This window comes from Pantoea sp. SYBGC1 (assembly GCF_057197005.1).
The window spans coordinates 30,394-56,259 of sequence record NZ_JBXUNM010000001.1; the positions used below are offsets into that span (position 1 = coordinate 30,394).

Annotated in this window: 18 protein-coding genes; 10 read left to right on the forward strand and 8 right to left on the reverse strand. The window is 56.0% G+C overall.

All coding sequences use genetic code 11. The features are described 5' to 3' along the window. Positions 1 to 18: 18 nt before the first annotated feature. From cydC to trxB, 3 genes are all read right to left on the reverse strand, one after another. Positions 19 to 1,734, reverse strand: a complete 1,716-nt coding sequence (cydC, locus tag AC2CF9_RS00165) for a heme ABC transporter ATP-binding protein/permease CydC (RefSeq protein WP_150017239.1) — start codon at positions 1,732 to 1,734, stop codon at positions 19 to 21. Then, the gene (gene cydD, locus AC2CF9_RS00170; protein ID WP_484555988.1) at positions 1,722 to 3,503 is read right to left on the reverse strand and encodes a heme ABC transporter permease/ATP-binding protein CydD; all 1,782 of its coding nucleotides are present in this window, start codon (positions 3,501 to 3,503) and stop codon (positions 1,722 to 1,724) included. Before cydD ends, cydC begins: the two co-directional genes overlap by 13 nt. 143 nt (positions 3,504 to 3,646) lie before the next feature. Continuing rightward, a complete protein-coding gene (gene trxB / locus AC2CF9_RS00175; protein ID WP_039383533.1) occupies positions 3,647 to 4,612 on the reverse strand; it encodes a thioredoxin-disulfide reductase in 966 nt (321 codons plus the stop codon). A gap of 520 nt (positions 4,613 to 5,132) precedes the next feature. Between trxB and lrp the strand changes: the two genes are divergently transcribed. The 5 genes from lrp to serS all read left to right on the forward strand — a co-directional run bounded on the left by lrp (position 5,133) and on the right by serS (position 12,756). After that, complete coding sequence (gene lrp, locus AC2CF9_RS00180) at positions 5,133 to 5,627, forward strand: leucine-responsive transcriptional regulator Lrp (RefSeq protein ID WP_006118610.1); 495 nt, start codon at positions 5,133 to 5,135, stop codon at positions 5,625 to 5,627. Between the two features lie 119 nt (positions 5,628 to 5,746). Then, positions 5,747 to 9,223, forward strand: a complete 3,477-nt coding sequence (locus AC2CF9_RS00185) for a DNA translocase FtsK 4TM domain-containing protein (RefSeq protein WP_484555989.1) — start codon at positions 5,747 to 5,749, stop codon at positions 9,221 to 9,223. A 178-nt stretch (positions 9,224 to 9,401) separates the two neighbouring features. Continuing rightward, positions 9,402 to 10,013, forward strand: coding sequence for an outer membrane lipoprotein periplasmic chaperone LolA (gene lolA, locus AC2CF9_RS00190; protein WP_039383538.1), 612 nt, complete (start codon positions 9,402 to 9,404; stop codon positions 10,011 to 10,013). A 7-nt stretch (positions 10,014 to 10,020) separates the two neighbouring features. Beyond that, the gene (locus AC2CF9_RS00195; RefSeq protein ID WP_484555990.1) at positions 10,021 to 11,367 is read left to right on the forward strand and encodes a replication-associated recombination protein A; all 1,347 of its coding nucleotides are present in this window, start codon (positions 10,021 to 10,023) and stop codon (positions 11,365 to 11,367) included. 96 nt (positions 11,368 to 11,463) lie between these two features. Further along, positions 11,464 to 12,756, forward strand: coding sequence for a serine--tRNA ligase (serS, locus tag AC2CF9_RS00200; protein WP_094111486.1), 1,293 nt, complete (start codon positions 11,464 to 11,466; stop codon positions 12,754 to 12,756). 158 nt (positions 12,757 to 12,914) lie between these two features. On the opposite strand, the gene AC2CF9_RS00205 is transcribed toward serS, so the two are convergent. Beyond that, on the reverse strand, positions 12,915 to 13,061 hold the full coding sequence (locus AC2CF9_RS00205; RefSeq protein WP_158530719.1) for a hypothetical protein: 147 nt from the start codon (positions 13,059 to 13,061) through the stop codon (positions 12,915 to 12,917). A 13-nt stretch (positions 13,062 to 13,074) separates the two neighbouring features. Between AC2CF9_RS00205 and AC2CF9_RS00210 the strand changes: the two genes are divergently transcribed. Further along, positions 13,075 to 14,226, forward strand: a complete 1,152-nt coding sequence (locus tag AC2CF9_RS00210; RefSeq protein WP_039383545.1) for an MFS transporter — start codon at positions 13,075 to 13,077, stop codon at positions 14,224 to 14,226. A 37-nt stretch (positions 14,227 to 14,263) separates the two neighbouring features. Here AC2CF9_RS00210 and pflA read toward each other — a convergent pair whose 3' ends face one another. From pflA to ycaO, 4 genes are all read right to left on the reverse strand, one after another. Beyond that, entirely contained in the window at positions 14,264 to 15,004 is a 741-nt protein-coding gene (pflA, locus tag AC2CF9_RS00215; RefSeq protein WP_039383546.1) for a pyruvate formate lyase 1-activating protein, read from the reverse strand. 147 nt (positions 15,005 to 15,151) lie between these two features. Beyond that, a complete protein-coding gene (pflB, locus tag AC2CF9_RS00220) occupies positions 15,152 to 17,434 on the reverse strand; it encodes a formate C-acetyltransferase (protein ID WP_484555991.1) in 2,283 nt (760 codons plus the stop codon). Between the two features lie 61 nt (positions 17,435 to 17,495). Continuing rightward, on the reverse strand, positions 17,496 to 18,356 hold the full coding sequence (focA, locus tag AC2CF9_RS00225) for a formate transporter FocA (RefSeq protein WP_039383550.1): 861 nt from the start codon (positions 18,354 to 18,356) through the stop codon (positions 17,496 to 17,498). 257 nt (positions 18,357 to 18,613) lie between these two features. Continuing rightward, positions 18,614 to 20,377, reverse strand: a complete 1,764-nt coding sequence (ycaO, locus tag AC2CF9_RS00230) for a 30S ribosomal protein S12 methylthiotransferase accessory factor YcaO (protein WP_484555992.1) — start codon at positions 20,375 to 20,377, stop codon at positions 18,614 to 18,616. A gap of 312 nt (positions 20,378 to 20,689) precedes the next feature. On the opposite strand from ycaO, the gene serC reads away from it, so the two are divergent. The 4 genes from serC to rpsA all read left to right on the forward strand — a co-directional run bounded on the left by serC (position 20,690) and on the right by rpsA (position 25,815). Continuing rightward, entirely contained in the window at positions 20,690 to 21,775 is a 1,086-nt protein-coding gene (serC, locus tag AC2CF9_RS00235) for a 3-phosphoserine/phosphohydroxythreonine transaminase (protein ID WP_150017247.1), read from the forward strand. Positions 21,776 to 21,854: 79 nt separating this feature from the next. Further along, entirely contained in the window at positions 21,855 to 23,141 is a 1,287-nt protein-coding gene (aroA, locus tag AC2CF9_RS00240; protein ID WP_094111481.1) for a 3-phosphoshikimate 1-carboxyvinyltransferase, read from the forward strand. Between the two features lie 198 nt (positions 23,142 to 23,339). Beyond that, positions 23,340 to 24,020, forward strand: coding sequence for a (d)CMP kinase (gene cmk, locus AC2CF9_RS00245; protein WP_484555993.1), 681 nt, complete (start codon positions 23,340 to 23,342; stop codon positions 24,018 to 24,020). A 121-nt stretch (positions 24,021 to 24,141) separates the two neighbouring features. Further along, the gene (gene rpsA / locus AC2CF9_RS00250; protein ID WP_052246478.1) at positions 24,142 to 25,815 is read left to right on the forward strand and encodes a 30S ribosomal protein S1; all 1,674 of its coding nucleotides are present in this window, start codon (positions 24,142 to 24,144) and stop codon (positions 25,813 to 25,815) included. The last annotated feature ends 51 nt before the right edge of the window (positions 25,816 to 25,866 follow it).

Genomic DNA, 25,866 nt, shown 5'->3' on the forward strand with positions numbered 1-25,866 from the left:
AAAAGCGTCATCTCCAGACTATAACGCAAAGCGCTGACGGAAACGCCAGTAGCGACCCGCTTTTGAGATTAATTCGTTATGAGAACCTGATTCCACAATGGCACCCTGATCCATGACGCAGATGCGATCCATCTTCTCCAGACCCTGCAGGCGATGTGTCACCACAATCAGCGTTTTACCCTTGCTGACCCGCAGCAGTAATTGCAGAATTTGCTGCTCGGTCTTGGCGTCCAGTCCTTCGGTAGGCTCATCCAGTAGCCAGAGATCGCCATTGTGCAGCAGGGCGCGGGCGATGGCCAGGCGCCGCAGTTCGCCGCCGGAAAGGGGTCTGCCACCTTCACCCATCCAGCTATCCAGACCGTCAGGCTGCTCAGTCAGAAAGCCGAGCCCGGCCTGTGCCAGAGCGGCAGTCAGCTCACTGTCGCTGGCAGTGGGGCGCGCGAGTAAAAGATTATCCCGCAGCGTCTGGCTGAAAAGATGCACGCGCTGCGTCACCACGCTGATACGCTGCCGCAGGCTGGTCTCATCCCACTGTGAGAGCGGAGTATCATTCAGCTGAATAGTACCCGCGGTGGCTTCCCGGCTGCGGGTGATAAGCGCCAGCAGGCTCGATTTACCGCAGCCGGTCGGGCCGAGCAGAGCGATACGTTCGCCCTGCCGCAGCTGCAGTGAAAAATGCGCCAATACCGGCTCCGGGCGCTGCGGATAGCTAAATGAAACGTTATCCAGCGTAAGGCTAATACCCGGCGCCGTATCCTGCATGGCTGGCGGAAAATGGATGGCAGGCGGCTGGTCAATAATCTCCTGTACGCGCCGGGCGGCGCTGCTGACCTGCGCCAGCGGCAGAAAAGCGCCGGCAACCGGTGCCAGCGATTCAAACGCCGCCAGGCCACAGAACAGAAACAGCGCAATCGTTGCGCCCCCGACAGAATCAGCTGACACCCACAGCAGCAGCGTTACGGTCAGACCGGCTATCAGCAGCAGCAGGCTCTGCGCAAACGCCTGCAGGTGATGCTGCTGTTGCTGCGCGTGCTGCCACTGCCGCTCTGTGCTGTCCAGCCGCTGACGCCAGGCCGTTGCCGCACCATAGATCTGCAGCTCAGCCTGGGCCATGAGCCAGCCGGCAAGCTGCAGCCGCCAGCTCGCCTGAGAACGGGCGATACGCGCGCCGGAAGCCTGACCAAAATAGCAGAAGAGGGCGGGCAGCAGCAGCAGGGTCAGCAGCATGCAGCCGCCTAAGAGCAGCGCCAGAGGCAGGCTGAGCAGAGAGAGACCGCAGGTTACGACGATAATGACCACTGCCGCACCCGCCAGGGGCGAAATAATACGCAGGTAGAGATGATCGAGCGTATCGACATCGCTGACAAAACGATTCAGCAGTTCGCCGTGACGAAAGCGCGACAGCTGCTCAGGTGCCAGCGCCATCAGGCGGCTGAAGGTGTAGACACGCAGATGCTGCAGCACCCGGAAAGTGGCGTCATGACTGACAAGACGCTCAAAATAACGCGCGGCGGTGCGTATAATCGCGGCACCGCGCACCCCAGCTGCCGGCAGCATATAGTTGAAGGTGTAGAGTCCGGCCAGCCCTGCCAGCGAGGAAGCAGCCATAAACCAGCCCGAGAGCGTAAGCAGGCTCACACTGGCAAGCAGGGTGAGGATAGCCAGCGCGATCCCCAATCCCAGGCGCCAGGGGTGCTGCCGGAACAGACGCAGAAAAGGCATTAATGAGCGCACAGTGGAACCTCCTGCTGACGTTGCCGAATCATCTCCTGCAGCAGCCCGGGCTCCCTGCTGAGCTGCTGCCAGCTTCCCCGCTGTACCAGCGCACCCTGCTGCATGACCCACACTTCATCCCACTGCGCCAGATCGTGCAGCTGGTGCGTAATCATTAACGTCGTCTGCTGCCGTGCCGCCTGATTAAGCGCCTGCATGACGTGATATTCACTGGTACTGTCCAGGCCTGAACCCGGTTCATCCAGCAGCAGCAGTTTTGCCGGCTTCAGCAGCGCGCGGGCAACCGCAATCCGCTGTGCCTGACCAACGGAAAGCCCGACGCCATCCTCGCCAGTCGGCGTATCCAGCCCCAGCGGCAGGCTCGTCAGAAATGCGCTTACGCCAGCCTGGGCTAATACAGCCTGTAGTCTGCTCTCCTCAACGGGCCGATCCGGCATCAGGTTATCGCGCAGCGTTTGTGCGGGCAGCTGCGGATTCTGTCCCACCCAGGCAAGCTGTCGCTGCCAGCCTGCACGATCGATATGACGCAGATCCACGCCATTGGCCCGCAGCACGCCCTGCCAGGGCAGGAAACCGAGCAGCGCGTTCATCAGCACGGTTTTGCCTGCGCCGCTTTCACCGACCAGCGCGACCCGGCAGCCTGCGCGCAGGGTAAAATTAAGCGGCTGCGTCAGCGCGTGGCCGCCAGGACTCATTACCACCAGATCCTCTGCGGTCAGCGTCAGAGGCTCCTCGTCACACCACGGGCGAACCGGCTCCTGTGGCCAGGCATCCGGTGTCGCCTGCAGGAAGGTTTCCAGCGCATCTGCTGCGCCTGCCGCCTGCGCTTTGGCGTGATAAAAGGTGCCCAGATCGCGCAGCGGCTGGAAAAACTCCGGCGCAAGAATTAGCGCGAGAAAGCCGGCAAACAGCGTTACGCCGGTACCGTAATGGCCAAAATCAAATTCGCCAAGGTATGAAAAGCCAAAATAGACGGCGACAACGGCAATCGCCAGCGAGGCGAAAAATTCCAGCACCGCCGAGGAGAGAAAAGCGAGGCGCAGCACCTCCATTGTCCGCTGCCGAAAGCTGTCGGTGCTGGCGGCAATAGCCTGTTTCTCAGCCGCTGCGCGGTGAAACAGCCGCAGCGTATCGCGTCCGCGCAGACGATCGTAAAAATCGCCGCTCAGGCGCGATAGCGCGAGAAAGTTACGCCGGCTGGCATCCGCTGCACCCATGCCCACCAGCGCCATAAATAGCGGGATCAGCGGAGCGGTAACCAGCAGAATCAGCCCTGCAGCCCAGTTAACGGGAAACACAGCTACCAGAATTGCGCAGGGAATTACGACCGCCAGCGTCATCTGTGGCAGATAACGCGCATAATATTCCTGCAGCTGTTCAATCTGCTCAAGCAGCAGCGTTGACCAGCTGCCGGCAGGCCTGCCCTGTATCCAGGCCGGTCCGAGCGCATCGATGCGATCAAGCAGCTGGCGCCGCAGCGCCCGCCGGATGGCGAGACCGGCGCGGAAGCCTGCCATCTCCCGGCCATAGTTAAAGCCGGCACGCAACAGAAAACAGAACAGCAACAGCAGAAAATGAGTGACCAGCGACGAGCGGGGCCGATCGGAGACGACCAGCTGCTGCAGTAGCGTAGCCATCAGCCACGCCTGGGCGATAAGGACGAGTGCGGAGGCAAAGCCGCATAGCGCAGCCAGCTGCAGGGCGGTAGCACCGGAAGCCCGCTGCTGCCGTAACCAGCTCAGCAGGCGCTTTTGCCGTGATTTATTCATACTGTCGTCTGCTCTTCTGAAACAAAGCGAAAACCTGATAAAGTATCCGGTTATTGCGATCGGCAGCACTTTAGCACGCGGTACATAAAAAAGGCGACCTGAACAGATCGCCTTACTTTGATTATGATCAGGTTATTAACACGTTACCGATCGGTTTTAACCAGACCATCCAGATAGCGCTCTGCGTCCAGCGCTGCCATACAGCCGGTACCGGCAGAGGTAATCGCCTGACGATAAGTGTGATCCATCACATCGCCTGCGGCAAAGACGCCCGGAATACTGGTCTGCGTGGCGTTACCGTGCAGGCCGGACTGCACCTTAATGTAGCCATTCTCCAGCGCCAGCTGGCCCTCAAAAATAGCGGTATTTGGACTGTGGCCGATGGCGACAAACAGGCCTGCGACCTCAAGCGATTCTGCAGGCTCACCGTTAGTTGCCAGTAGCTTCACGCCGGTCACACCCATCTGATCACCGGTCACTTCTTCCAGCGTGCGGTGCGTATGCAGCACAATGTTGCCGCTGCGCACTTTTTCCATCAGCCGGTCGATCAGAATCTTCTCTGCGCGGAAGGTGTCGCGACGGTGGATCAGATGCACCTCAGACGCGATGTTGGCAAGGTAGAGTGCCTCTTCAACAGCAGTATTGCCTCCGCCGATCACCGCAACTTTCTGGTTGCGATAGAAAAACCCGTCGCAGGTTGCACAGGCAGAGACGCCACGGCCCTTAAATGCCTCTTCAGAAGGCAGACCCAGATAGCGCGCAGAGGCACCCGTCGCAATAATCAGGGCGTCCGCCGTATATTCGCCACTGTCACCGGTCAGGCGAAAAGGGCGCTGCTGCAGGTCAACGGTATGAATATGATCGAACAGGATTTCGGTGTTGAATTTTTCGGCATGCGCATGCATACGCTCCATCAGCGACGGCCCGGTCAGGTCATGCGGGTCGCCTGGCCAGTTTTCAACTTCGGTGGTCGTCGTAAGCTGGCCGCCCTTTTCCAGACCGGTAACCAGAACCGGATTCAGGTTAGCGCGTGCCGCATAAACTGCAGCGGTATAACCGGCTGGGCCTGAGCCCAGAATAAGCAGTTTGCTGTGTTTGGCCGTACTCATGCATTCCTCAGTGTGTTTCTGACAACAGTAATTTTGATTGTAGGGAAATTAGGACAGCAAAAAAAGCTTTGCACCATTTTGTTAGCGATTGCTGCAAGCGGCGTAGACGATGAAACGCATCTCTGCTGCAGTGTTGCGCTAAAAGAGTGCATTCTGAGTAAATAAAAAGCATCGTTGCCCTGAAAATATCATTTAAAAACAGGGCTCCAGCACGGTATCTGGCATCTTGTACTGAATTTAGATGTTTTACTTTGACAATCGCCTGCGCATTTGCGAAAACATTGGAAGAAGCAGAGAGTCTCTGGCGGTTCAGAACGGTAATTCAGTGCTGTTTTGCGCAGTGGCGTCAGAAAATCTCAGCCTGACATTGGTAGTGACGCATGATGTGGACAGACAGCATGCGTCATACGGATGGTGCGCGACTGCACAGGCTTATAGTCTTCAATTCAGTAAGGCTCTGGAATACGCATTTTTCAGGGTTGTGGCAGGCATAGGGAAGGAATTAAGAGAGACAATAATAATGGTAGACAATAAAAAGCGCCCCGGAAAAGATCTGGATCGTATCGACAGAAATATCCTGAATGAACTGCAAAAAGATGGTCGTATCTCCAATGTTGAGCTTTCCAAGCGCGTAGGCCTATCGCCAACGCCATGCCTTGAGCGTGTTCGCCGTCTGGAGCGACAGGGTTTTATCCTGGGCTACACCGCTCAGCTCAACCCGCACTACCTTGATGCATCCCTGCTGGTATTTGTTGAGATTACTCTGAATCGCGGTGCCCCTGACGTGTTTGAGCAATTTAACGCAGCAGTGCAAAAACTTGAGGAAACTCAAGAGTGTCACCTCGTTTCCGGTGACTTTGACTATCTGCTGAAAACCCGCGTGCCTGATATGTCTGCCTATCGTAAACTGCTGGGAGAAACCTTGCTGCGCCTGCCAGGCGTAAATGACACCCGTACCTATGTCGTGATGGAAGAGGTAAAACAGAGTAACCGGCTGGTCATAAAAACCCGCTAACGCAGGGAAGGTGCAAAGCGTGCAGGATTTAGGTACACTCCTGTGAATTCATACAGGACCAGCGTCGGGCTCTTCCGGCGCTGTTGCCTTCTTATTTTACAGGCACCTGGAGAGTTCTCTTGAGCCAGGAATACACAGAAGATAAAGATGTTTCGTTACAACCGCTGAGCAGTGGACGTCGTCTGCTCGAGGCGTTGCTCATCCTTGTAGCCTTGTTCGCCATCTATCTGATGGTGTCACTGGTCAGTTTTAACCCTTCCGATCCCAGCTGGTCTCAGACCGCATGGCATGAACCTATCCACAATATCGGGGGTAGCCCGGGTGCCTGGCTGGCAGATACGTTGCTGTTTATCTTTGGCGTGATGGCCTATGCCATTCCACCCGTTATCCTGGGGCTGTGCTGGATCACTTTCCGTCAGCGCGATCGGCAGGATTATATCGACTATTTTGCCGTTGGACTGCGTCTGATAGGCGTGCTGGCCCTGGTGGTGACCACCTGCGGACTGGCTGCACTGAACGTGGATGATATCTGGTACTTTGCCTCAGGCGGGGTGATTGGCAGTCTGGTCAGCAATGCCATGGCGCCGTGGCTGCATGGTGCAACCGGCACGCTGACGCTGCTCTGTATCTGGGCCGCAGGCATCACGCTCTATACCGGCTGGTCATGGCTCGCTATCGCTGAAAAAATCGGGAGCGTGGTGATGGGCGTGCTGACATTTGCCAGCAACCGCTCTCGTCATGACGATCGCTGGGAAGAGGATGAGTATGAAGAGGAAGCGGATGTCCCATCGCGTCCGGTTGTAGCGTCTCAGGCTGCTGACGAAGAGGATGTTCTGCTGGCTGCGCCGCGAGCGCCTGCACCTGCACCTGCACCTGCACTCTCTGCTGAGCTGGCCAGCGAACCGCTGCTGGTCAAAGCGTCCGGCGCAACCGCTGCGGCGCTTTCTGCTGTCAGTGAAGCTGCCCGTCAGGCGCCGCCCGCTCCGGCTGCCGTAGCAGAACCTGCACTGACGGCGGAGCCAGCAGTTACGCAGGCTGCCGTGCCGCAGCCGGTCACATCGCAACCGGTTGTGACCGCCACGCCAGCACCACAGACGCCACCGCTTTATCATTTTGAACTGCCGGCAGAGCCTGTCGCGTCGCCTGCTGCACCGGATGAAGATGGCCCGCGCATGGGCGACTGGCAAAGTGCCGATCGCTTCTCTGCTGCTGCCCCTGCATTTACGGCCGCTGCGGCCACAGGTGCTGCCACTGCTGCCGTACAGCGTGCGGAAGAGTCGCTGTCGCCTGTTTTTGACATTGTGCCTGAGCGCGATCGTAACCCGCAGGTAAAACAGGGGATTGGTCCGGAGCTGCCGCGACCTAACAAAGTTAAACTGCCGACCCGACGTGAACTCGCCTCTTATGGCATCAAACTGCCTTCACAGCGTATGGCAGAAGAGAAAGCGCGCGAAGAAGCCGAGCAGCAACAGCCTGACGTGAGCGCCACGCTGCATCAGCCGCAGTATGAGGAAGAGGCTACGCTTCAGGAAGCGCAGCTGCGTGATGCATTTCAGTCACAGCAGCAGCAGCGCTATGGTGAAAGCTGGGAGTCGCATACTGAAGAGGACGATCAGGAGGCACAGCATCAGGCGCAGCTGGCGAGCCAGTTTGCGGCGCAGCAGCAGCAGCGCTACAGCGCACCGCAGGAAGAAAAAGCGCCGGTGTTCAATCTGGATACCTCAGCCGCTTTTGACTTCTCGCCGATGAAAGATCTGGTTGATGATACGCCGAGTGAACCGCTGTTTACTATTGCGGCAACGCCGGAGCCTGAAGCACAGTGGCAGCAGCCAGCCGCACCGGCCGCAGAACCCGCAGCACAATGGCAGCAGCCAGCCGTACCGGCCGCAGAACCAGCCGCACCGGCAGCGGAACCCGCCGCACAGTGGCAGCGGCCAGCCGCACCGGCAGCAGAACCTGCTATGTCCGCAGAGCCGGCCTCACCGCCTTCATACAGTGAAGCGGGCAGCGCCGGATTTGCAGCAGAGCCTGCCGCAGCACCGGCTGTACCGGCGCAGGATAGTCTGTTTCACCCTTTCCTGGTGCGTCATGAACGACCGCTGGAAAAACCTTCCACGCCGCTTCCGGTACTTGAGCTGCTGACGGCTCCACCGGAAGAAGAAGAGCCGGTGGATATGTTTGCTCTGGAACAGACGGCGCGCCTGGTAGAAGCGCGTCTGGCTGACTACCGGGTAAAAGCGGAAGTGGTGGGGATCTCTCCGGGTCCGGTGATCACCCGCTTTGAGCTCGATCTGGCGCCGGGCGTTAAAGCGGCGAGGATCTCAAACCTTTCCCGCGATCTGGCGCGTTCACTCTCAGCCGTGGCAGTGCGTGTGGTAGAGGTGATCCCCGGTAAACCTTACGTTGGACTTGAGCTGCCGAACAAACATCGTCAGACGGTCTATCTGCGTGAAGTGCTGGATTGCGATAAGTTCCGCGATAATCCCTCTCCTCTGTCAGTGGTGCTGGGTAAAGATATCTCCGGACAGCCTGTTGTCGCCGATCTGGCTAAAATGCCACACCTGCTGGTTGCCGGTACCACCGGTTCCGGTAAGTCGGTTGGCGTTAACACCATGATCATCAGCATGCTCTATAAAGCGACACCGGAAGAGGTGCGCTTTATCATGATCGACCCGAAAATGCTTGAGCTGTCAGTTTATGAAGGGATCCCGCACCTGCTTACCGAGGTGGTCACCGACATGAAAGACGCTGCTAACGCGCTGCGCTGGAGCGTGGTGGAGATGGAGCGTCGCTACAAACTGATGTCTGCGCTGGGCGTACGTAACCTCGCCGGTTATAACGAAAAGATTGAGCAGGCTGCGGCGATGGGCCGTCCGATTCCCGATCCGTTCTGGAAGCCGGGTGACAGCATGGACATGACGCCACCCGTACTGGAAAAGCTGCCCTATATCGTGGTGCTGGTGGATGAGTTTGCCGATCTGATGATGGCGGTGGGTAAAAAGGTAGAAGAGCTGATAGCGCGTCTGGCGCAGAAAGCCCGTGCTGCCGGTATTCACCTGGTGCTGGCGACCCAGCGTCCGTCGGTTGACGTGATTACCGGTCTGATTAAAGCCAACATTCCTACGCGTATCGCTTTTACGGTATCAAGTAAGATTGACTCGCGTACCATCCTCGATCAGGGCGGCGCAGAATCGCTGCTGGGAATGGGTGATATGCTCTATATGCCACCTAACTCCTCAATGCCGGTACGCGTGCACGGCGCCTTCGTGCGCGATCAGGAAGTGCATGCTGTTGTGCAGGACTGGAAAGCGCGCGGACGCCCGCAGTATATCGACAGCATCACCGCGGGCGAGGAGAGCGAAGGCGGCGCAGGCGGGATGGATGGTGATGAAGAGCTCGATCCGCTATTCGATCAGGCCGTCTCCTTTGTGGTTGAGAAACGTCGCGCCTCTATCTCTGGTGTACAGCGTCAGTTCCGTATCGGCTATAACCGTGCGGCACGTATCATTGAGCAGATGGAAGCGCAGGGGATCGTTTCTGAGCCGGGCCATAACGGTAACCGCGAGGTGCTTTCACCGCCGCCACATGAGATGTAACGCCGGCTGACAGCACAACTTTCCTGATGGGCCAGTTAACAACTGGCCCATTGTTTATCTGTTGCGCAATCCCCATATCTTTGGGACCTTTCGGCTTTTTCTTCTGTCGAAGAGACAATACGGCAACTACGTTTAATAGCAGTGAGTATCAGGAACAGTGAATAAGGAATCGAATCAGATGAAATTACGCGTTATTGCCTGTGGCCTGCTGGCCGGTTTTGTTTCAGCATCAGCTCTGGCGGATGCCTCCGGCGACCTGCAGCAGCGCCTGAATAAAGTAAACAGCTTCCATGCCAGCTTTAGCCAGAAAGTCACCGACGGCAGCGGTGCCAATGTGCAGGATGGTGAAGGTGAGCTGTGGGTCAAGCGTCCCAGCCTGTTTAACTGGCACATGACGGCGCCGGATGAGAGCGTTATTGTCTCCGACGGCAAAAATCTGTGGTTCTACAATCCGTTTGTTGAACAGGCCAGCGTGAGCCTGCTGCAGAATGCCACCAGCAATACGCCATTTATGCTTATTGCCCGTAACCAGCCCAGCGACTGGAAGCAGTACAACATCAAACAGCAGGGTGACAGCTTTGAACTGACGCCGAAAAACAGCGACGGTAACCTGAAACAGTTTACCATTAACGTATCGTCATCGGGCACTATCAATCAGTTCAGCGCGGTTGAGCAGGATGGCCAGCGCAGCAGCTATCAGCTGAAGAGCCAGAAAAATGGTGCTATCAGTCCCGATAAATTTACCTTTACGCCACCAAAAGGGGTAACGGTAGACGACCAGCGTCAGTGAGGTTGAGTTGAGTAATCTCTCTCTGGATTTTGCCCCTTCAAATGCGTTTAAACCGCTGGCCGCCAGAATGCGACCCACGACGCTTCAGGAGTATATCGGCCAGCAGCATCTGCTGGCCCCTGGCAAACCGCTGCCGCGTGCGATTGAAGCCGGGCAGCTGCACTCGATGATCCTCTGGGGACCGCCGGGCACCGGCAAAACCACGCTGGCAGAGATCATCGCGCACTACGGTAATGCTGATGTGGAACGCATCTCAGCGGTCACGTCAGGCGTAAAAGATATTCGTGAGGCGATCGAGCGCGCCCGGCAAAACCGCCACGCCGGCCGCCGCACTATCCTGTTTGTGGATGAGGTCCATCGTTTCAATAAAAGCCAGCAGGATGCCTTTCTGCCGCACATCGAAGATGGCACCATCACATTTATCGGTGCTACCACGGAAAACCCTTCGTTTGAACTCAACTCTGCGCTGCTGTCGCGTGCGCGCGTCTATCTGCTCAAATCACTGACGACAGAGGATATTGAGCAGGTGCTGACGCAGGCGATGGAAGATAGCACTCGTGGCTATGGTGACAGTGATATCGTGCTGCCTGACGCCACGCGCCGGATGATTGCCGAACTGGTAAGCGGTGATGCGCGCCGTGCGCTGAATACGCTGGAAATGATGGCGGATATGGCAGATGTCAGCGCGCAGGGCAAGCGGGAGCTGACGCCGCAGCTGCTGACCGAAGTGGCTGGCGAGCGTGCAGCGCGCTTTGATAACCAGGGCGATCGCTTTTACGATCTCATCTCGGCACTGCACAAATCGGTGCGCGGCTCTGCGCCCGACGCGGCGCTCTACTGGTACGCCCGGATTATTACCGCCGGCGGGGATCCGCTCTATGTCGCACGGCGCCTGCTGGCTATCGCCTCGGAAGATGTCGGTAATGCCGATCCGCGTGCAATGCAGGTAGCCATTTCAGCCTGGGACTGCTTTACGCGCGTCGGGCCAGCAGAAGGCGAGCGTGCGATTGCGCAGGCGATTGTCTATCTGGCATGTGCGCCGAAAAGCAACGCAGTGTACACGGCTTTCAAAGCGGCGCTGCGCGATGCGCGCGAGCATCCTGATTACGATGTGCCGGATCATCTGCGTAATGCGCCGACAAAGCTGATGAAAGAGATGGGGCTGGGTAAAAGCTATCGCTACGCGCATGATGAACCCAACGCCTATGCGGCCGGCGAAGTCTTTTTCCCGCCGGAAATGCGCGATGTCCGTTATTACCATCCTGTGCCGCGCGGACTGGAAGGGAAGATCGGTGAAAAACTCGCCTGGCTGGCTGAGCAGGATGAAAATAGCCCGATAAAACGCTACCGCTGATAAACGCGTTACGGTAAGGTGAGTAAGGAATTCATTGCATTCCAGTGGGATGCAACCCCTCATTTTTTAATCAACTTTTTATTACACAGGATAAGCATGCTCGATCCCAATCTGCTGCGTAACGAGCCAGACGCAGTCGCAGAAAAACTGGCACGCCGGGGATTTAAACTGGATGTGGATACGCTGCGCTCCCTGGAAGAGCGCCGTAAAGTACTGCAGGTCGAAACCGAAAATCTGCAGGCTGAGCGTAATGCCCGATCCAAATCCATCGGCCAGGCAAAAGCCCGTGGGGAAGATATCGAGCCGCTGCGTCAGGAAGTGAATACGCTGGGTGAACGTCTGGATGCGGCAAAAGCGGAACTGGATGTGCTGCAAAATGAGATCCGCGATTTTGCGCTGGCGCTGCCTAATCTGCCAGCTGATGACGTTCCTCTGGGTAAAGATGACAGTGAGAATCTGGAAATCAGCCGCTGGGGCGAGCCGCGCCAGTTTGATTTCCCGGTAAAAGATCACGTAGAGCTGGGTGAATCTGTTAAAGGGCTGGATTTTGCCGCCGCCGTTAAACTGACCGGCTCTCGCTTTATCGTCATGCAGGGCCAGATTGCGCGTCTGCATCGCGCTCTGAGCCAGTTTATGATCGATCTGCACACGCAGGAGCATGGCTACCTGGAAACCTATGTGCCATATCTGGTTAACCACGATACGCTGTATGGCACCGGGCAGCTGCCAAAATTTGGCGAAGATCTGTTTCACACCAAACCGCTGGGTGAAGAAGCGGGCAGCAGCAACTATGCGCTGATCCCTACCGCTGAAGTGCCGCTGACCAACCTGGTGCGCGATGAAATCGTCGAAGAAGAGAGTTTGCCGATCAGGCTGACCGCGCATACGCCCTGTTTCCGCTCTGAAGCGGGTTCATACGGTCGCGACACGCGCGGGCTGATCCGTATGCACCAGTTTGATAAAGTGGAAATGGTGCAGATCGTGGCGCCGGAAACCTCTATGGATGCGCTGGAAGCGCTGACCGGACATGCGGAGAAAGTGCTGCAGCTGCTTAATCTGCCATACCGTAAAGTGCTGCTCTGCACCGGCGATATGGGCTTTGGCGCAGTCAAAACCTACGATCTCGAAGTCTGGCTGCCGGCGCAGGATACCTATCGTGAAATCTCTTCCTGCTCCAACATGTGGGATTTCCAGGCGCGTCGTATGCAGGCACGCTGCCGCAGCAAGAGCGATAAAAAGCCGCGTCTGCTGCACACGCTGAACGGATCGGGTCTGGCTGTAGGGCGTACGCTGGTCGCGGTTCTGGAAAACTATCAGCAGGCTGATGGCCGCATTGCCGTACCGGACGTGCTGCGTCCTTATATGGGCGGTCTGGAGTATATCGGCTGATCGTATGCTGATAAAAAGAACCCGGCACTGGCCGGGTTTTTTTATGGGCGATGCCGTTCGCAGCAATCTGATTTTGCTGCAAAGTTATCACAAATAAACGTTATCGAAGAGAAGCAGCGGTTAAGCGCTAAAAATCTGTAAATTCATAGCGATAGATTTTAATTCCGCTCTGGCGATGATGCTTCTAACCGCCTGAAGATAAAAAAAATAAATTGTTCAGCAGCAAATTGTGCGGTGCTGTTTTTCTGTTCGTTGACTTTCCATTTTCCAGTGGCAAACTGCGCGCAATTCTCGCTTCTTTCCATTGGTTTTATCCTTATGCTTACCTGGTCGCGCCCCGTCCTGCTGCTGCTCTGCGGCTTAATGCTGATGACGGTTTCTATCGCTGTGCTTAATACGCTGGTGCCGCTCTGGCTTGCTCACGAGCAGCTGCCTACGTGGCAGGTAGGAATGGCGAGTTCCGCCTATTACACCGGTAATCTGGCGGGCACGCTGCTGGCTGGCTGGCTGATTGCGCGCTACGGCTTTAACCGCTGCTTCTATTTTGCCAGCGTGCTGTTTGCCCTGGCGACGATGGGAATGGTGCTGCTGGAAGGCTTCTCCAGCTGGACGCTGCTGCGCTTCAGCGCTGGCGTGGGCTGCGCGCTAATCTGGGTAGTGGTTGAAAGCGCGCTGCTCTGCAGCGGCACGGTGCGTAACCGCGGTCAGCTGCTGGCTGCCTATATGATTGTCTATTATCTCGGTACGGTAGCCGGACAGCTGCTGGTCAGCAGCGTATCCACTGAACTGCTGCACGTGATCCCCTGGGTCACGGCGCTGATTGTCTGCGCTATGCTGCCACTGCTTTTTGTGCAGGTGAGCACGGCCGGAGAGAGCGAAGAGGCGTCCACTACGCGTATCTGGAGCATGCTGCGCCGCCGCAGTTCACGTCTGGGCATCAATGGCTGCATCATTTCCGGTATTGTGCTGGGCTCGCTCTATGGTCTGATGCCGCTCTATCTGTCGCATCGCGGTATGAGCGATGCTTCAGTAGGTTACTGGATGGCGCTGCTGGTAAGTTCCGGTATTATCGGACAGTGGCCCGTCGGACGTCTGGCCGATCGCTTTGGCCGCCTGATGGTCCTGCGCGTGCAGGTGTTTGTCGTGATCCTCGGCGCCGTGGCGATGCTGGGCGATACGGCGATGGCTCCGGCACTGTTTGTGCTGGGGCTGGCAGGCTTTACGCTCTATCCGGTTGCCATGTCATGGGCCTGTGAGACCGTTGCGCACCATGAGCTGGTGGCGATGAATCAGGCGCTGCTGTTCAGCTATACCGTGGGCAGCCTGGTGGGGCCGGCAATGACTTCAATGCTGATGCAGCGTTACTCTGACCAGCTGCTGTTTGTGATGATCGCTGCGGTGGCACTGGTCTATCTGGTCATGCTGCTGCGCAAAGCCGATCATCATGCGACGCCGGTGGCGCACGCCTGACAGGTGTAAATATCAGAGAGCAGGTCGCGCGCGGGGTTTAGTACATTACGCTGTGCCCGTAGCCTGCCAGAATCGCTTTGATCCGCTCCATCGTCTCTCTGGCTGGCGGCCTGACGCCAGCCAGCTGGTACGTTTCCCCCATAGCCTCCCATTTATGCTTGCCCAGCTCGTGATAGGGAAGCAGCTCTATTTTTTCCACATTTTGCATGTCGGCGGTAAACCTGCCGAGGCGGTGTGCAGAGTCGTCATCATCTGAATAGCCCGGCACAACCACGTAGCGGATCCAGGTGCGTTTGTTTTTCTTCTGCAGGTAGCGGGCAAAATCGAGCGTGCGGTGATTGGAAACGCCGACCAGAATTTCATGGATCTCATCGTTAATCTGTTTCAGATCGAGCATCACTAAGTCGGTGACCTCCAGCAACTCATCGATTACCGGATCGTAGCGCCGCACAAAGCCGTTGGTATCCAGGCAGGTATGAATGCCCGCCTGCTTACAGGCGCGGAACCAGTCGCGCACAAATTCAGCCTGCAGGATCGCTTCTCCGCCGGAGGCGGTCACACCACCGCCTGACGCGTTCATATAATGGCGACAGGCGATCACATCCCGCATCAGCTCTTCAACCGTCGCTGTTTTACCTGCGTGAGTATCCCAGGTATCGCGATTATGGCAGTAGAGGCAGCGCATCAGGCAGCCCTGAAAAAAGGTGATAAAACGGATGCCAGGACCGTCGACGGTCCCGCAGGATTCAATAGAGTGAATACGACCGACAGCAGACATAGCGATGGTTCTCCGGTTTGGCCTGTTTCAGGCAGCACAATCTCTGTTGTGCTCAGCAGGGAAGTCCGTTTTGCCAGCGTTCCCGCGTCAGCACGCTGGCAAAACGCACTCTGAAGCAGGGCTCCTGTCAGGGAGCCCTGTTTATCATCAGAGTGAGGCAGTAAAGGTACGGGTGATCACATCCTGCTGCTGCTCCCGGGTCAGCGAGTTAAACCGTACCGCATAACCTGAAACGCGTATGGTGAGCTGCGGATAATTTTCCGGATGCGCCATTGCGTCCAGCAGCATATCGCGATTCATGACGTTAACATTCAGATGCTGGCCACCTTCCAGCGCCGCTTCATGATGGAAATAGCCATCCATCAGGCCCGCCAGGTTTGATTTTCGTACCTCATCATTTTTGCCGAGCGCGTTGGGCACGATAGAAAAGGTGTAGGAGATACCATCTTTTGCATAGGCAAACGGCAGTTTAGCCACCGAGGTCAGCGAGGCCACGGCACCTTTTTGATCGCGTCCGTGCATCGGGTTAGCCCCCGGGCCAAACGGCGCACCGGCGCGGCGGCCATCCGGGGTATTACCGGTTTTTTTACCGTATACCACGTTTGAGGTAATGGTCAGCACGGACTGGGTCGGCACGGCATTGCGATAGGTCTGCAGCCGCTGAATTTTCTTCATAAACCGCTCTACCAGGTCGCAGGCCAGATCGTCTACGCGCGGGTCGTTATTACCGAACTGCGGATAGTCGCCCTCTATCTCAAAGTCCGTGGCCAGCCCATCCGCGTCACGCACCGGTTTTACCCGTGCATATTTGATGGCGGAGAGGGAGTCTGCTGCCACTGATAGCCCGGCGATACCACACGCCATGGTGCGATAAACGTCGCGATCGTGCAGCGCCATCAGCGCAGCTTCATAGCTGTATTTATCGTGCATGTAGTGGATGACGTTCAGCGCGGTGACATACTGCTTCGCCAGCCAGTCCATAAAGTGATCCATACGCGCCATGACCGTGTCAAAGTCGAGTATTTCGTCAGTAATCGGCGCTTCTTTCGGTCCGACCTGCATTTTGAGTTTTTCATCAACCCCGCCATTAATAGCGTACAGCAGCGTTTTAGCCAGGTTGGCGCGTGCGCCAAAGAACTGCATCTGCTTGCCGACAATCATCGGGCTGACGCAGCAGGCGATAGCGTAGTCATCATTATCAAAGTCAGGACGCATCAGGTCATCATTTTCATACTGCAGCGACGAGGTATCGATGGAGACTTTAGCCGCATATTTCTTAAAGTTGAGCGGCAGCTTCTCGGACCAGAGAATGGTCATGTTGGGTTCAGGGGAGGGGCCCATAGTGTACAGCGTGTTCAGGAAGCGGAACGTATTTCTGGTCACCAGAGTGCGCCCGTCAACGCCCATACCGGCGAGTGATTCGGTCGCCCAGATAGGGTCGCCTGAGAAGAGCTCATCATATTCCGGCGTGCGCAGGAAACGCACCATGCGCAGCTTCATGACCAGATGGTCAATCAGCTCCTGCGCCTGCTCTTCGGTGAGCCTGCCAGCCTGCATATCGCGTTCAATGTAGATATCGAGGAAAGTAGACACGCGACCAAACGACATGGCGGCACCGTTTTGCGATTTTACTGCCGCCAGATAACCAAAGTAGGTCCACTGTACCGCTTCCTGTGCGGTGGTAGCCGGCAGCGAGATATCACAACCATATTTTGCCGCCATCGCTTTGATCTGGCCCAGCGCGCGATGCTGTTCAGCGATCTCTTCGCGCAGGCGAATGGTGGCTTCCAGATCCACGCCGTTTTCCATATCGTGCTGCAGCGATGTGAACTGCGCCACTTTGTCCTGCATCAGATAGTCAATGCCGTAGAGCGCAACGCGACGGTAATCGCCGATGATACGACCACGGCCGTAGGCGTCAGGCAGGCCGGTCAGCACGCCTGATTTACGGCAGCGCAGAATATCGGGCGTATAGACATCAAATACCCCCTGGTTATGGGTTTTACGGTAATCGGTAAAGATTTTTTTCAGCGCCGGATCGAGTTCGCGCCCGTAGACCTTACAGGAGCCTTCCACCATTTTGATGCCGCCAAAAGGGATAATGGCGCGTTTCAACGGTGCTTCAGTCTGCAGCCCAACGATGGTTTCCAGCGATTTATCGATATAACCTGCGTCGTGCGAGGTAATGGTTGAAGCCAGATCGGTATCAAAGTCCACCGGTGCATGCGTGCGGTTTTCAATTTTGATCCCTTCCAGCACGCGGTTCCACAGTGCCGTTGTGGCGGGGGTGGCACCTGCGAGAAATGCCTCATCGCCTTCATACGGCGTATAGTTCAGCTGGATAAAGTCGCGTACGTTAACGCGGGTTTGCCACTCGCCGGCCTTAAATCCTTTCCAGGCTGCTGCCATTTTTTCATTCAGTTCGGACATGATATACCTGCCTTATGTAAGGAGACTTTCTTGCCGGACGCATCGCTGCCTCCGGCCGCAATCACGCTGCCGGCGCGGAGCCGCGCAGATAAATAACCCAGTAGGTCAATCCAACCAGCACACCACCGCCAATAATATTGCCGAGCGTAACCGGGATCAGATTGTTGAAAACGAAGTCGCTGAGATTGAGTGCCGGAAACTGAGCGGCAGTGGCGCCGGTGAGCTGCCAGAATTCCGGTGCGGCAAAATCGCGGATCAGGATGGCCATCGGGATCAGAAACATGTTGGCGATGCTGTGCTCGAAGCCGCTGCCGACAAACATCGCCACCGGCAGAATCATGGCAATCATCTTGTCAGTCAGGCTGCGGCCGGAATAGCTCATCCAGACGGCCAGGCAGACCAGCAGATTGGCCAGCGTACCCAGTGCAACGGCCTGTATAAAACTGTGATGCATCTTGTGATCGGCGGTTTGCAGCAGATTAAGACCCCAGGCACCTCCGGCAACCATATGCTCACCCGCCAGCCAGATCAGCATGACGAAAAAGAGCGCGCCGCACAGATTACCGATGTAGACATTCAGCCAGTGACGGGCCAGCTGTAGCCAGCTGATACGCCCGCTGGCTTTAGCCACGACGATGAGCACCGTTGAGGTAAAAAGATCGGCACCGCATACCACTACCAGCATCAGACCCAGTGAAAAGCAGATGCCGCCGATTAGCCTGGCTATGCCCCAGGGCAGCGGCGCGCTGCCGGTGGTTGCAGTGATATAGAACACAAATGCGATTGAGATAAAGACGCCGGCGGTAATGGCAAGGAAAAAGGTTGTCAGGGGATGTTTGGTCGCTTTATAGACACCCGCTTCTTCAGCAACTTTAGCCATTGCCGCAGGCAGTAAAGCATTAAAGGGGTTGTCAGCTTTCACGCTTACGCTCTCCGTAACAGGTCTGAGGAGATGCTAACAAAGCGGGTGAGCAGCGGAATTGATATGGATCATCTTTGAGCGGAAGAGGAGAGGGAATGCAGCGATGAAATCATGTAAGCCAATGAATATTTTGCAAAAAAATAATTTTAAACTTTACATTATTATTTTAACCAGGGTTTCATACGGTTAAAAAAACCGGTATGACCGCCTGGCCAAACCGGTTTCAGATGAGTCAGCAGACCACGCTGGCGCAGCGGTTATGCAGCAGACCAGTAGCGACGTTTTGCCGCCTGCAGTTTTTCATAGGCGGCCAGCAGCGCCTGATGGGCAGGCAGCGCATGAAGATCTTCATCAATGGCCTGCAGACCATAAAACGGCGCTTCACCGCTCAGCGCAGCGGACGCGGCATCAACCGCCGCCTGACCATACATCCGGACAAACGCACGATGATACTGCACCGGTTCACGCTCATCTTCCATGGCCAGCAGCAGCAGCGTCTGCAGACAGCGGTAGTAATTAGCGCGCTCCGCGCTGAAAATAGACTGGTTGAACTCCATGGTCCACTCCGTCCAGATCAGCGCCTGATCGAGATCGCCTCCCGCCAGCGCCAGCATCGCTTTCAGCTCGCCAATACGCAGCGTGTACCAGCCATTATCTTTACCGGTGGCAAGGCCCAGCAGCTCACGCACGCGGGTAAAGTCGTCATGACCCTCTTCATCCAGCTGTTCAATGAGTGCCAGATACTCCTCAGGCTGCCACTCACTGGCCGGCAGTGCCAGCAGGGTTTCGCGCAGTGAAGCGCCCATGTTGTTATTCGCCAGCAGCAGATCTTCAGCCGGATAGATATCAGACATGCCCGGTACGATAATGCGGCAGGCATACACGCCCAGATGTTCGTAATCTGCGATATAGACTTCTTTATCTTCCGCAGCGAAGATCGCCATCAGCGTAGCGAACTCCTCCTGGGTGGTGCCGGCAAAGCTCCAGTCCACAAACGGGTAGTCTGCTTCATCTTTAAACATATCCCAGGAGATCAGGCCGCTGGAATCGATAAAGTGCGTCTCGAGGTTGGCATGTTCAGCCACTTCTTCATCGTCAAAAGTTGGTGGCGTGAAAACATCGAGATCCTTGAGACCGCGTCCCTGCAGAAGTTCGGTAACGGTACGCTCCAGCGCCACACCAAAGTCAGGATGGGCACCAAATGAGGCGAAGCAGGTGCCATTGGCCGGATTGAACAGCACCACGCAGATAACCGGATAGTTGCCACCCAGAGAGGCGTCATAAGCGAAGATAGGAAAGCCTTCCGCTTCCAGTCGTCCGATAGCTTCAATGACATCAGGATAACGCTGCATCACCTCAGCCGGAATTTCCGGCAGGCTGATAGATTCAGCGATAATACGGTTTTTAATATGCCGCTCAAAAACCTCAGACAGCCCCTGTACGCGCGCTTCATTAGCGGTATTGCCTGCGGACATACCGTTAGAAACGTAGAGGTTGCCGATAATATTCATCGGGATATAAACAGTCTGCTGATCGGACTGGCGCGTAAACGGCAGGCCGCAAATGCCGCGCTCTGCATTACCGGACTGCAGATCGATTAAATCAGCGGCGCTCAGGCTGTCGTCCGGATCGTAGAATTTACGCAGGCGTGCATCAAGAATGCCTTCAGGCAGGCTTTCGTCAGCCGGCAGGGGAAACCACTTCTCATTAGGGTAATGAACAAAATCGCCGTTCGCGATGGATTTACCCAGCCAGAAGTCGGCGAAAAAGTAGTTGGTTGAGAGACGCTCAAAATATTCACCCAGCGCGGAGGCCAGCGCCGCTTTTTTACTCGCGCCCTTGCCATTGGTAAAGCAGAGCGGGCAATCGCGATCGCGAATATGTACGGACCAGACGTGCGGAACCGGATTCAGCCATGAAGCCTCTTCAATATTAAAACCCAGATCCTGCAGCTTCTGCTGGAAACGGGCGATGGAGTCTTCCAGCGCAGCATCTTTTCCTGGAATAAACGTTTGCGTCATAGTGGCGCTCTCTCAAGTCGATAAGGTGGGCGTAAAGCGCGCAATAATACGGGTTTTACCGCAATGGCGCTATCATCGCCGGCATTTTCTCTCTGCATGACGCCGGTACGGACAGCAGCGGGCCGCTGCCGCGCAGGCGTGGTGCAGCAAGCCTCACAATATCCCGCAGTGCGTTACATTTGTAATATAAGCTGCGGCGGAGCGGGCGCCAGAAATGTGATCGCGGCCGGATAAATGATTGCAGCCGTCCGGAGGCAATGATAAAACCGGGGAGAGATTCATAACCGTTCAAGCTGAGAGTGGTGAGGGGACATGACGCAGGTTTACAATTTTAGCTCCGGCCCGGCAATGCTGCCGGTGGAAGTACTTCGTCGCGCAGAGCAGGAGCTGACCAACTGGCATGGTTTAGGCACGTCAGTGATGGAGATTAGCCACCGCAGTAAAGAGTTTATGGCCGTGGCGGAAGCGGCGGAACAGGATTTTCGCGATCTGCTTAAAATCCCGGCCAATTACAAAGTTTTATTCTGTCACGGTGGCGCCCGCGCGCAGTTTGCGGCTGTCCCGGGTAACCTGCTGGGTGACGCGACCACTGCTGATTATATCGATGGCGGCTACTGGGCACACAGTGCAATCAAAGAAGCAGAAAAGTATTGCACGCCAAACGCGATCGACATCAAAACCACGCTGGATGGTAAGCGCGCGCTGCTGCCGATGCGCGACTGGCAGCTGAGCGACAGTGCTGCTTACGTGCATTTCTGCCCTAACGAAACCATTGACGGTCTGGCGATTGATGAAGAGCCCGATTTTGGCGACAAAATTGTGGTTGCCGATCTCTCTTCTACCATTCTTTCCCGGCCGATCGACGTCAGCCGCTATGGCGTTATTTATGCCGGTGCGCAGAAAAATATTGGTCCGGCGGGACTGACGCTGGTGGTGGTACGTGAGGATCTGCTGGGCAAAGCACAGCGCCATGTTCCTTCCATTCTTGATTACAGCGTGCTGGCAGAAAACGACTCCATGTTTAACACGCCGCCCACCTTCGCCTGGTATCTCTCTGGTCTGGTCTTTAAATGGCTGAAGGAGCAGGGCGGTATTGGTGAGATGGATAAGCTGAATCAGGCAAAGGCTGAACTGCTCTATGGCACCATTGATAACAGCAGTTTTTATCGTAATGAGGTTGCCAGCACAAACCGCTCGCGTATGAATGTGCCGTTCCAGCTGGCGGATGCCTCACTTGATGCACTGTTCCTGGAAGAGTCGCTGAAAGCAGGCCTGCATGCGCTGAAGGGCCATCGTGTCGTAGGCGGTATGCGTGCGTCTATCTACAATGCCATGCCGCTGGAAGGCGTTAAGGCGCTGACTGAATTTATGACAGAGTTCGAGCGTCGCCACGGCTGATTTGTGTTTCACGCCAGCTTGTCTGGTATCAGGCCCCGTCACCAGACGGGGTTTCGTATTTTTGGAGATTTCGTTTCACATGCAGGACTCCCTCACTCTTCAACCGATTGCCCGCATCGACGGCACGGTCAACCTGCCAGGTTCAAAAAGCGTTTCAAACCGCGCCCTGCTGCTGGCCGCGCTGGCTAACGGCACAACGCGCCTGACTAACCTGCTGGACAGCGACGATGTAAAGCATATGCTCACTGCGCTGCAGGCGCTGGGCGTCAGCTACACGCTTTCTCCTGACCGCACCGTATGCGAAGTCACAGGCAACGGTGGTGCCCTTCATGCGCAACAGCCGCTGGAGCTGTTTCTCGGCAACGCGGGTACCGCGATGCGTCCACTGGCTGCTGCACTCTGCCTGGGCGATCACGACGTGGTGTTAACCGGTGAGCCGCGCATGAAAGAGCGTCCTATCGGTCACCTGGTCGATGCGCTACGTCAGGGCGGTGCCAGAATTGATTATCTGGAACAGAGTGATTACCCACCGCTGCGCCTGAATGGCGGATTCAGTGGCGGTGACGTTAGCGTAGACGGCAGCGTCTCCAGCCAGTTCCTGACTGCGCTGCTGATGACGGCACCGCTGGCGCAGCAGGATACCTGTATCACGATCAAAGGCGAGCTGGTCTCTAAACCGTACATCGATATCACGCTGCATCTGATGCGCTGCTTTGGCGTAGAGGTTGAAAACCAGAATTATCAGCGCTTTATTGTCAAAGGCCAGCAGCAGTACCAGTCACCGGGCGATTATCTGGTGGAAGGTGACGCCTCTTCAGCCTCCTATTTTCTCGCCGCCGCAGCCATTCGCGGCGGCACCGTTCGGGTTACCGGCATTGGCCGCAACAGCGTACAGGGCGATATCCGCTTTGCTGACGTGCTGGAAAGCATGGGTGCGGTTATCGAGTGGGGGGATGACTACATCGCCTGTACGCGTGGTGAACTGAACGCCATCGACATGGATATGAACCATATCCCGGATGCCGCGATGACTATCGCGACGACGGCGCTGTTTGCGCAGGGCACAACGCTGATGCGTAATATTTACAACTGGCGCGTGAAAGAAACCGATCGGCTGGCGGCGATGGCTACTGAGCTGCGTAAAGTGGGGGCAGAAGTCGAAGAGGGCCACGATTTTATCCGGATTACGCCGCCTGCGCAGCTCCGGCATGCGGATATCGGCACCTATAACGATCACCGCATGGCGATGTGCTTTTCGCTGGTCGCGCTGTCCGATACGCCGGTGACGATCCTCGATCCAGGCTGCACGGCCAAAACGTTTCCGGACTATTTTCAGCAGCTGGCAAAAGTCAGCCACGCCTCCTGATAGCCCGATCCGGCGCGCTGGCGCCGGATCGCTTTGTACTCCGCTGGTCTTTCCGCACAGAAATTCATCTGAAAAAGCGCAAACTGTCACCGCTGTCGGTGTGCGGGGGTAACTAACCGGCCGCAGGCAGCGTATACTACTGCGCAATTCAGATAGTCTACGAGACTGTTAATAAGCAGGCTGTAACAGGAGAGAACAATGACGGTAATCGCCCCGGTAATTACTATCGATGGCCCAAGCGGCGCAGGCAAAGGGACATTATGCAAAGCGATGGCGGAGTCATTGCAGTGGCACCTGCTCGATTCTGGCGCGATCTACCGCGTGCTGGCGCTTGCCGCGCTGCATCACCAGGTAGATATTGAATCCGAAGAGGCGCTGGTGCCGATGGCCGCCCATCTTGACGTGCGTTTTCTTTCGGCTGACGGCGAGATGCAGGTGGTGCTGGAAGGTGAGGATGTGACCAGCGCAATCCGCACGCAGGAGGTGAGCAACACCGCCTCACGCGTTGCAGCCTTTCCGCGCGTGCGCGAAGCGCTGCTGCGTCGCCAGCGCGCTTTCCGTGAAGAACCTGGCCTGATTGCCGACGGGCGTGATATGGGCACGGTGGTTTTCCCCGATGCGCCAGTGAAGATTTTCCTTGATGCCAGCCCGGAAGAACGTGCTCAGCGACGTATGCTGCAGTTGCAGAAAAGCGGCATTGATGTTAACTTTGAGCGCCTTTTATCCGAGATAAAGGAACGCGATGACCGCGATCGTAATCGCGCTATCGCCCCTTTAGTGCCTGCCGCTGATGCTCTGGTGCTGGATTCAACCAGCATGTCGATTGAGCAGGTGATTAAGCAGGCGCTTGATTACGCCCGGCAGAAACTGGGTGTATAATCTTTCGGTGACAGAATTGCTGTAACCCTGTACCACGGAACCGGTGCAGGGCATGTGAAACAACCCCATCCGACAGTGACGTCAGGTGGACGTTAAATTGAAGAATCCTAAGATTATCAATATGACTGAATCTTTTGCTCAACTCTTTGAAGAGTCCCTGAAAGAAATCGAAACCCGTCCGGGTTCCATTGTTCGTGGCGTTGTTGTCTCTATCGACAAAGACGTCGTGCTGGTTGATGCGGGTCTGAAATCTGAATCTGCAATTCCTGCAGAGCAGTTCAAGAACGCAGCTGGCGAACTGGAAATCCAGGTGGGCGACGAAGTTGACGTTGCTCTGGACGCAGTAGAAGACGGCTTCGGTGAAACCCTGCTGTCCCGTGAGAAAGCTAAACGTCATGAAGCTTGGATCACGCTGGAAAAAGCTTACGAAGACGCTGAAACTGTTACCGGTGTTATCAACGGCAAAGTTAAAGGTGGCTTCACAGTTGAGCTGAACGGTATTCGTGCGTTCCTGCCAGGTTCACTGGTTGACGTGCGTCCGGTTCGCGATACTCTGCATCTGGAAGGCAAAGAGCTTGAATTCAAAGTAATCAAGCTTGATCAGAAACGTAACAACGTCGTGGTTTCACGTCGTGCCGTTATCGAATCTGAAAACAGCGCTGAGCGCGATCAGCTGCTGGAAAACCTGCAGGAAGGCATGGAAGTCAAAGGTATCGTTAAGAACCTCACTGACTACGGCGCATTCGTTGACCTGGGCGGCGTTGACGGCCTGCTGCACATCACCGACATGGCATGGAAACGCGTTAAGCATCCAAGCGAAATTGTCAACGTGGGCGACGAAATCACTGTTAAAGTGCTGAAGTTCGACCGCGAGCGTACCCGCGTATCTCTGGGCCTGAAACAGCTGGGCGAAGATCCATGGGTTGCTATCGCTAAGCGCTATCCGGAAGGCACCCGCCTGACCGGTCGTGTAACCAACCTGACTGATTACGGCTGCTTCGTAGAAATCGAAGAGGGCGTTGAAGGTCTGGTACACGTTTCTGAAATGGACTGGACCAACAAGAACATTCACCCATCTAAAGTTGTTAACGTGGGCGATGTTGTTGAAGTTATGGTTCTGGACATCGACGAAGAGCGTCGTCGTATCTCCCTGGGTCTGAAGCAGTGCAAATCTAACCCATGGCAGCAGTTCGCAGAGACCCACAACAAAGGCGATCGCGTTGAAGGTAAAATCAAGTCAATCACTGACTTCGGTATCTTCATCGGCCTGGACGGTGGCATCGACGGTCTGGTTCACCTGTCTGATATCTCCTGGAACGCAACCGGCGAAGAAGCCGTTCGCGAGTACAAGAAAGGCGACGAAATCGCTGCCGTTGTACTGCAGGTTGATGCAGAGCGCGAGCGCATCTCTCTGGGCGTGAAGCAGTTGGCTGAAGATCCATTCAACAACTACATCACCCTGAACAAGAAAGGCGCTATCGTGACTGGTAAAGTCACTGCAGTTGACGCGAAAGGTGCTACAGTAGAATTAGCTGATGGCGTAGAGGGTTACCTGCGCGCTTCTGAAGCTTCACTGGATCGCATCGAAGACGCGACTCAGGTTCTGAGCGTAGGCGACGACGTTGAAGCTAAATTCACCGGCGTTGACCGTAAGAACCGCGTTGTGAGCCTGTCTGTACGTGCAAAAGACCAGGCTGACGAGAAAGAAGCTATCAACACTGTTAACACCAAACAGGATGAGAGCAACTTCTCTAACGCAATGGCTGAAGCGTTCAAAGCGGCTAAAGGCGAGTAATCGACCCGAAGCACCGGACGATAGTTATATCGTCCGGTTTCGGTAAAAGCT